Source organism: Anabaena azotica FACHB-119 (assembly GCF_014697625.1).
Classification (GTDB): domain Bacteria; phylum Cyanobacteriota; class Cyanobacteriia; order Cyanobacteriales; family Nostocaceae; genus Trichormus; species Trichormus azoticus_A.
Genome location: NZ_JACJSG010000067.1, coordinates 20,039 through 29,126, shown reverse-complemented (window position 1 = coordinate 29,126; position 9,088 = coordinate 20,039). Strand labels below are relative to the sequence as shown.

Below are 9,088 nucleotides of genomic sequence, written 5' to 3'. Positions count from 1 at the left end.
AAGTGATGAGTCGGGATCTAAATGGTGCGCGGGGGATTTTCCTTCGTGCATTGGTTGATACGCCCTCACTCCGTGAGTGTATTTGTTAATGAATGTTAGCGAAAAAGTATCGGAACATTTAACTACCATTCCCATTACTTTCAGTATTTGTAGCTTCAGCAATTACTTCTTTCATCAAGTCACCCGACTTACCAGGGTCTACAAACACAACTTTAGCGTTAGCACTTTCTCCTAATCTGTAGCTGGCATTAATGTATTCTTGGGCTACTAAATAACGCAAAATTTCTTTACTTTCGGGATTAGTACGCAGTCCCTCAGCAATTATCTGCATTGAGGTCTTGGTTGCTTCCGCTTTCTTAATTGCAGCTTGGCTTTCCCCTTCAGCTTCGGAAATCAACGCCCGTTTTTTGATTTCGGCGGCGCGTTCCTCTTCCATCGACTTGCGGACACTCTCTGGTGGCGTAATTCTTTGAATATCTAACCGGATAATTTCTACCCCCCAATCTGATGTTGTTGCATTCAACTCCCGTAAGATTGTGCGGTTCATTTCCTCTCTAGTGACATTGGTTTCCTCAAGAGTGTTTTGTGCAATAATCTCTCGGAGTGTGGTTGTTGCCAACTGCATCAACGCCCCTTGTAAATTTTCTATTGCGTAAAAGCTTTTCTCAATCTCTCTGATGCGCCAGTAAAGAATAGCATCAACTTCTAAATAAATATTATCTTTGGTGATTACATTCTGTGGCTTAATATCTATATACTGTTCGCGCGTAGTGTCTTCCATAACAATCTGATCCACCAACGGCACGATAAAGTTTAAACCAGGATTGAGAGTGCGATGTCTTCGTCCTAAGCGTTCAACAAGGGCTGCATTTCCTTCATTAATAATTTTTGCAGATCCTAAAGCATAACCGATAAGTGCTAAGACTATAGCAATAATTGGCTCCATAGATGCTCCTATTACCTTTGAGGGCAATCTTAGTTTAAAGGACATGGTACTACCATGCCCTATATTTAAGTTTAATGTTTTGATTATGAACTAGTTGGCACTGGTGCTTTTACATACATTTTGGGTTAACTAGCTTACCGCGACAGTTATTTTTTAGATAGCCAAAATAATACCAATTCAAAAAATCTTTGCAACACATCTATTATCTATAGAGACACACAGATGTATGTTCTAATACCACATTTTCCTTCAAATTTGTATAAATAAATATTTATTTAAAAATAGACAATAATGAACGCAGCAATTTTGCAATAGCCCTATCCAGTTCAACAAAAAAATCTGGGGACAAGCAAATTTGACAAAGCCCCCAGTTTATGGCTTGGTTTAAAAACCGAAGATGAACCTAACTACCCCTAAGAAAGTACCTAAAGGCCCGGAAATTAGATTTGCACTATCGCTAGTGCTAGCTAGACCTGAGCGACCAACCAAAACAACATCGTTGTTGCGTAGTATGGGATTGGTCTGCTCGTTAATTCCTTGGTTAAAGTCAATTTTTATGTCGCGCTTAGTCACTGAACCATTGGGATTAAGACGAATCAACTGTACACTGGCTGTACGCGCTCTGGCATCATTAAATCCGCCAGCCGCCAGTATTGCTTGATTTAAAGAACTATTAGGTCTAACATCTACGGCTCCAGGGCGTTTTACTTCACCGACGACACCAACCTGAATCCTATCTGGCGATAAAGTAGTAGTTGCTAATTCCGTGGCTAGTGCTGGGTTAACCCCAGTAGCTTTGGAAATCACAATTGTGTCTCCGTCTTGGACAATTACGTCTTGATTAACATCTCCACTGCGTAATAGTTCCAAAAGATTGATGTCTATAGTTTGCTCACCAGCAGTTCTTGTCGGTCGGCGTATCCTGATATTAGTAACATCCGCTTCTGAGGTAATACCACCAGCTAATTGAATTGCTCTGGTCACAGTTGGTAAACCACTACCACTAGCAACAGGAGTACCAGCACCACCAGCAGTTTGACCTTCTGTTGAACCCCCCGCAGTCACAAGATATGAGCCGGGACGATTGACTTGACCAATTACTGCTACTGTGCGGGGTGCGGTTTGACTAGCAGCAAAGTTAGCTGCAAACAAATTACGTGCTTCTGCTACGTTAAAGCTAGTCGCAGTTGGCACGACTATAACATCTCCATCCCTTAAGGTAATATCTTGAGACGAACTACCTGTTTGGATCAGTTCTTTTAAATTTAGATTAACAACTTGCTCGGTAGAACCGCTTGTTTTGCGTCTGAGCCTTACTTGAGTAACATCTGCGGCTAAGGTGACTCCCTGAGCTACTGTTAGAGCCGCCAATACAGTTGGATATTGTACCCCTGGATTTTGACCTGCGCCTCCTTGCAAGTTCAAGGTATAAGCGCCTGGGCGTGTTACTTCTCCGGCTACTAAAACGTTGATGGGGCGAGGAGATAAAAGGTTAACAGAAATCTGGGGACGCTTCAAAAACTTGCGATATCTTTCTGTAATTACATCAGCCGCTTGTTCGGTTGTTAACCCTTGAACAGCAACACTGCCAATTAATGGTAAGTTAATAGATCCACCTGGGGGAATTTGATATTCACCACCATATTCAGCTACTTCAAATACGTTTACACGAATCAGATCGCCGCCCCCCAACAAGTATTTTGTATCTACTGCTGTGGCTGATGGTGCTGGTCGGTTAGCGGGGGTTACTACTTGCGGATTGGGAAATACTTGTTGTCCCTGAGCTACACTAGCCAACGGCACAAACAAATAGGTAGCCGTCAACAAAGTCGCGCCCACACCTGGCTGTGATAGAAATTTCAGCGAACTGATGTTAAGCATATCTTTTAAACTCTAAGACTACAATTGGTAAAGTATTGTCTAAACATTTTAATCCTGACTATACTTAAGTATTCAAGTTTCCCGACAATTCTCCTCTTCTTGGACATTTAATCTCAATCCGGGTAAATATTTTTGCCCAAGTTTGAATTTTTAGTAAAGTTACAGTAAATTTTAGCCAACTTTACTAATCAAATAGTTAAACGCAATTTTGCCATTAGTATTTTTACTGAAATATTTGTTATGTAGCAGGGGACAGGGAACAGGGTTAAAAGCCTTTGAAAGTAAAGGTTTGAAGATTGAATGATGTCCTAATCTATAAGGCGACTGCTATAACTTCAAAAGTTTAAAAGATACTTGATTAGGGATGCAAAGTAGGGTAGGGCGCACATCTGTGCATCCCTACATTTTTGCAAATTCGTATTATGTATCTTGAACCTTAGTGTTAAAAAATTGATCCTGATTTTGAATTTGGGTGATAAAAAACTCTTCTAAAGATTGGTGAGATAAGTTCATAGAAATAATTCTTCCACCCATTAAGCGAACACTAGCCAAAAAATCATAATAATCGTTTTGCAACGTCCCGTGCCAAGAACCATCAGGCTCAAACGCTAAATTGGGTAGCCATTTTTTGAGGATTTCCCAATCACCACCTTGACCTTTAACATGGTATGTATTGTCACTACCTAGTAGTTCATCTAGAGAACCTGAGCAAATTAATTCTCCTTGGGCAAGAATGGCGATGCGATCGCAAATCTGTTCCACTTCACTAAGAATATGGCTATTGAAGAAAATCGTTTTACCTGCTGCTTTCAGCGACAAGATAATTTCCCGCATCCGGTAACGTCCTAAAGGGTCTAAACCAGACATGGGTTCGTCTAAAAATATCAATTCTGGGTCGTTAATGAGTGCCTGAGCCATACCAACACGCTGTAGCATTCCTTTGGAATAGCGGCGCATCTGTTTTTTTCGCGCATCAGCTACAGATAAACCCACTAAATCTAATAATTCAGGGATGCGTTGACGCTGTACACTGTGAGGAATTTGGAATAAACCAGCAGCTAACTCTAAAAATTCCCAACCGGTGAGATATTCATACAAATAAGGATTTTCTGGTAAATACCCAATACGTTGTTTAACTTGGCGATCGCCTAATGGTTTATCCAACAATAAGCCTTTACCAGAGGTAGGGCGGATAATACCTAATAGTAGCTTTAACAGAGTAGTTTTACCCGCACCATTTGGCCCCAGTAAACCAAAAGTTTCCCCCTGGTAAACCGTTAAAGAACAGCCTTTGAGCGAAACTACCTTTTGATTCATCCAAAAGCCAGTGCGGTAAACTTTTCGTAATTCAGAAGTGAGAACTACCGATGGGGTATCTGTGGTAGTTAGTTGAGGATTGAGACTGTCTGTAAAAGACTGCATTGGGATTCAATTAACAAATACTAGTGACTAGGCAGGATTGGTTATAAAGTACCCAATAAGATGACTGCGATCGCCACTAGTTTGTTAATTGTTGCAGATTTTGGGGAGATGAGGGAGATGAGGGAGATGAGGGAGTAACCCACCCCTAGCCCCTCCCTGGAGGGGAACGGGGAGATGAGGGATATCTGACTTTTCACGGGATCTAAAAGACCCCTCTCCAAACCTCTCCCCTACAAGGAGAGAGGCTTTAATTGCTCCCCCTTCCCTTGTAGGGAAGGGGGCTGGGGGGTTAGGTCTGTCGTTAACTTTTCCACATGACGTGAAAAGTCAGGAGGGAGATGAGGGAGAATAATTAATGTCAACTGTCAACTGTCAACTGTCAACTGTCAACTGCCTCCTGCCTTCTATAGCACGCCTTTAGAACTGGGAATAGTTCCCGCGCGGCGGGGGTCGATTTCTATGGCGGTTCTGACGGCTCTGGCGAAGGCTTTGAATGTGGCCTCGATGATGTGGTGGGAATTGATCCCATCTAATTGGCGAATGTGTAGCGTCATTTGGCTATGGTTGACCAAGGCGACGAAAAATTCTCTAACTAATTGGGTGTCGTAGGTTCCTACACGTTCGGTAGGAATTTGCAAACCGTAGCTCAGATGAGGACGACCGGAAAAGTCTAGTGCTACTTGAACTAAGGCTTCATCTAAGGGGGCTAGAAAATTACCAAAGCGGACAATACCTTTGCGATCGCCTAATGCTTTCGCCAAGGCTTGTCCTAAAGTAATACCTACGTCTTCATTTGTATGGTGGTCATCAATTTCCCAGTCCCCCTTGGCTTGGATATCCAAATCAATCAAGCCGTGGGAGGCAATTTGATGCAGCATATGATCTAAAAAGGGAATACCCGTTGCTGCTGTACAAATTCCCGTACCATCCAGATTGATAGTCACCTGTACATCTGTTTCCCCAGTCTTGCGCTGAACAGAAGCAATTCGAGGGGCTGGGGATAAATTGAGTTGGGGATAATCGCTGATTTGCATAATTGGGGATTGGGGATTGGGGGCTGGGGACTGGGGACTGGGGACTGGGGACTGGGGACTGGGGAAGATGAGGGAGTAGGGGGAGAACTATGGACTATTGACTATGGACTATTGACTATGGACTATTGACCAAATTTTATTACATTCCCATAATTTCATATCCTGAATCCACATACAGGACCTGACCAGTAATACCGCTAGCTAAATCACTTGCTAAGAAAGCAGCTGTATTACCCACTTCTGTTTGAGTTACAGTCCGGCGTAAAGGCGCTACTTCTTCCACATGGTGAATCATATCTAAAATGCCGCCTACGGCACTAGATGCTAAGGTGCGGATAGGCCCAGCAGAGATAGCATTAACGCGGATATTTTGGGGGCCGAGTTCCGACGCTAGATAACGGACACTTGCTTCTAAACCAGCTTTAGCAACTCCCATAACGTTGTAGTTGGGAACTGCTCGGACACCACCTAAATATGTCAACGTAATAATACTACCGCCTTCGGTCATTAAAGGTTTAGCTGCACCGCTTAATTGCACTAGTGAATAGGTGCTGATATCCAAGGCTGTGGCAAAGCCTGCACGGGAAGTTTGGCTAAAATCTCCTGTCAAATCATCTCTGTTAGCAAAAGCTAAACAATGAATCAGAATATCTAACCTACCCCACTTATCCCGGATGGTATCAAAGGTGGACTGGATTTGTTCATCGTTTTGAACATTACAGGGAAGGAATAAGCTGGGATTGAGGGGTTCTACAAGTTCGGCAACCTTCTTCTCGATTTTGCCGCGTTCATCTGGTAGGTAAGTAATACCAATGTTTGCTCCGGCGGCGTGCAGTTGTTGGGCTATTCCCCAGGCGATAGAACGATTATTAGCGATACCTGTAACTAAGGCATTTTTTCCCGTCAGATTCAGCATATACAATTTTGATGTGCTTAATTTGATTCATTCATTAGGAGCATACCTGAATCGTTGACCATTTGTTAGTGGTCAGTCAATAGTCAACCGTCAACTGTCAACCGTCAACCGTCAACCGTCAACGACCAACAAAAACCAACATCGCCTTTTCACGAGAGTTCTTTATCTATGTTTTATACATGGTTTGCAGAAATGTTTATTATTAGGGGTATTTTTTAGAATAAAATGTTTGTTATTTCTTAAGAAATTTTCAAGATTACTTAATTTTTTCCGCAAAAAACCTGATGCTAAGAGTAAGTAGAAGTATCTATCAAGAATTGCTGGCTAAAAATAGCAGAAATTGGGTATCATTATGAACAAATAACTTGAAAGTTGTATGTTTGAGTATAGGAAAGTACAGAACGGTTAACGGTGCTTTATTGATTTTTCAGGTGTATTCTTAGGTAATTAGTTTTTAGTTTTTTATTATTCCGGTATTGGGTAGGGGAAGGGAGATGATCGTGACACAAGATAAGGCCCTAGCAAATGTTTTTCGTCAGATGGCAACCGGAGCATTTCCGCCGGTTGTCGAAACGTTTGAACGCAATAAAACGATCTTTTTTCCAGGCGATCCTGCCGAACGAGTTTACTTTCTTTTGAAAGGGGCTGTAAAACTTTCCAGGGTATATGAGGCAGGAGAAGAAATTACGGTAGCACTGCTGCGGGAAAACAGCGTTTTTGGAGTCCTGTCTTTGTTGACAGGAAACAAGTCAGATCGGTTTTACCATGCAGTGGCATTTACGTCAGTAGAGTTGCTGTCTGCACCCATTGAACAAGTTGAGCAAGCACTTAAGGAAAATCCTGAATTATCAATGTTAATGCTGCGGGGTCTTTCTTCGCGGATTTTGCAAACAGAGATGATGATTGAAACCTTAGCTCACAGGGATATGGGTTCGAGGTTAGTGAGTTTTCTGTTAATTCTCTGTCGTGATTTTGGTGTGCCTTGTGCGGATGGCATTACAATAGACCTCAAGCTATCTCATCAGGCGATCGCTGAAGCAATTGGTTCTACTCGCGTCACCGTTACCAGGCTGCTAGGGGATCTGCGCGAGAAAAAGATGATTTCTATCCACAAAAAGAAGATTACTGTGCATAAACCTGTAACTCTCAGCAGACAGTTCACTTAAATTTGCTAACTGTCAACGGTTAACGGTTAACTGTGATAAAGGGTGGGTGGTGCGTGTTATATTTTCTTTAATAACCCCATAGTTGAAACTAAAGCGAAAATCTTGAGTAATTTCAGCTATTGGCACTCTCCCACCCTCCACAAATAATGATTGAAAGTAGTAGGCTGTATCTGGACGCAATTCGGTAGCTGAAGATGACCACCGGGTACATCCTCATAGCAGCAATTTTAATTCTGGGGGGCGTAATTGCCACTGTTGGCGATCGCATCGGTACAAGAGTTGGCAAAGCACGCCTCTCACTGTTTAATCTACGCCCCAAAAATACGGCGGTACTGGTAACAATTCTAACTGGGGGGTTAATTTCCGCAACTACCTTGGCGATTCTGTTTCTGGCTGATGAGGGGTTGCGAAAAGGGGTTTTTGAGTTAGAAGATATACAAAAAGACCTGAGACAAAAGCGAGAACAGTTAAAAGTCGCGGAAGCACAAAAAAGTCAGGTAGAGAGTGAGCGTAATAAAGTAAATCAAGAGTTAGAAACCACCAGAAGCGAGAAAAGACAGGTAGAAACTCAGCGCGACGAAGCAAAGAAAGAAAAATTAAAGGCGCAACAAGATTTAGCGCAAACACAAGCGCAATTCCAGCGTACTCAAAGCCGTCTGGGACAAGTAGTCACACAATATCAAAAAGCGATCGCCGAACTGCAAAGCGTTTACAATCAAAGACAAGCGCTGCAAGCAGCAGTTGAACAACTGAGGACAGAACGTCAAAGGCTATTTACTGAAGCTAAAAAAGCCATAGAACAGCGCGACAGAGAACTAGCCAACCGTAGACAAGCCATAGAAGAACGCGACAGGGAACTAGCCAACCGTCAAGAAGCTGTGGAACAGCGCGATCGCAAAATTTCCCAACTGGACAAATTAATTCAAAGTCGCAACCTGGAAATTACCCAAAGAGAAGAAGTCATTGCCAAGCGAGAGTCCCGCCTGAAAGAATTAGAAAAACAACAGGACTATTTAGAACAGGAAGTGGCGCGACTGGAAAAATATTACCAGTCATACCGCGACCTCCGTTTAGGGAAACTAGCCTTAGTGCGTGGTCAAGTTTTAGCTTCTGCTGTGGTTCGTGTTAACCAAGTTGCGGCTGCACGTCAAGTAATTCTACAACTGCTACAAGAAGCCAACCGTAATGCCAGTATGGAATTAGCTGAACCTGGGTCGAACTCGGCAAATGTACAATTGCTACGCATTACTCCAGATAGAATTGAACAACTGATTCAGCAGATAGATGATGGTCGAGAATATGTGGTGAGAATATTCTCAGCTGGCAATTATGTAAGAGGAGAAAAGCAGATAGAATTTTTCCCCGATGTAGCTAGAAATGTGCTGGTATTTTCTGGAAGCGAAGTTTTAGCTACAACTACAGCCAATCCTCGCAGTATGACTTCTTATGAATTAAGGCAAAGATTAGACTTGTTAATTTCCGCTTCGCAATTTCGCGCTAGGAATGCGGGAATTGTTGAAGGTGTGCAAATAGATGGTACTTTCTTGCGCTTTATTTCTTTATTAAGTCAGATAGACCAAGCAATAGAAATTAAAGCGATCGCCGCCGAAGACACTTATACAGCCGGGCCTTTGAGAGTGAGACTCATAGTAATTCAAGATGGCAAAGTTGTTTTAGGTACTTAGAATAAATGGGGAGTAATCAATAAAAAATAATAACTTTC

7 protein-coding genes are annotated in these 9,088 nt (G+C 42.5%); 2 read left to right on the top strand and 5 right to left on the bottom strand.

Annotated features, from left to right (window positions below):
* Positions 1-118: 118 nt before the first annotated feature.
* From H6G83_RS31360 to fabI, 5 genes are all read right to left on the bottom strand, one after another.
* A complete protein-coding gene (locus tag H6G83_RS31360; RefSeq protein ID WP_190479465.1) occupies positions 119-946 on the bottom strand; it encodes an SPFH domain-containing protein in 828 nt (275 codons plus the stop codon).
* 384 nt (positions 947-1,330) lie between these two features.
* On the bottom strand, positions 1,331-2,827 hold the full coding sequence (locus H6G83_RS31355; RefSeq protein ID WP_190479463.1) for an SLBB domain-containing protein: 1,497 nt from the start codon (positions 2,825-2,827) through the stop codon (positions 1,331-1,333).
* Positions 2,828-3,247: 420 nt separating this feature from the next.
* A complete protein-coding gene (locus tag H6G83_RS31350) occupies positions 3,248-4,249 on the bottom strand; it encodes an ABC transporter ATP-binding protein (RefSeq protein WP_190479461.1) in 1,002 nt (333 codons plus the stop codon).
* Between the two features lie 404 nt (positions 4,250-4,653).
* Positions 4,654-5,283, bottom strand: a complete 630-nt coding sequence (hisB, locus tag H6G83_RS31345) for an imidazoleglycerol-phosphate dehydratase HisB (RefSeq protein WP_190479459.1) — start codon at positions 5,281-5,283, stop codon at positions 4,654-4,656.
* A gap of 139 nt (positions 5,284-5,422) precedes the next feature.
* A complete protein-coding gene (gene fabI, locus H6G83_RS31340) occupies positions 5,423-6,199 on the bottom strand; it encodes an enoyl-ACP reductase FabI (RefSeq protein WP_190479457.1) in 777 nt (258 codons plus the stop codon).
* A 494-nt stretch (positions 6,200-6,693) separates the two neighbouring features.
* On the opposite strand from fabI, the gene ntcA reads away from it, so the two are divergent.
* Together ntcA and H6G83_RS31330 are read left to right on the top strand one after the other, a co-directional pair.
* Entirely contained in the window at positions 6,694-7,365 is a 672-nt protein-coding gene (gene ntcA / locus H6G83_RS31335; RefSeq protein ID WP_069350938.1) for a global nitrogen regulator NtcA, read from the top strand.
* A 194-nt stretch (positions 7,366-7,559) separates the two neighbouring features.
* Complete coding sequence (locus H6G83_RS31330) at positions 7,560-9,050, top strand: DUF3084 domain-containing protein (protein ID WP_190479455.1); 1,491 nt, start codon at positions 7,560-7,562, stop codon at positions 9,048-9,050.
* Positions 9,051-9,088 lie beyond the last annotated feature (38 nt).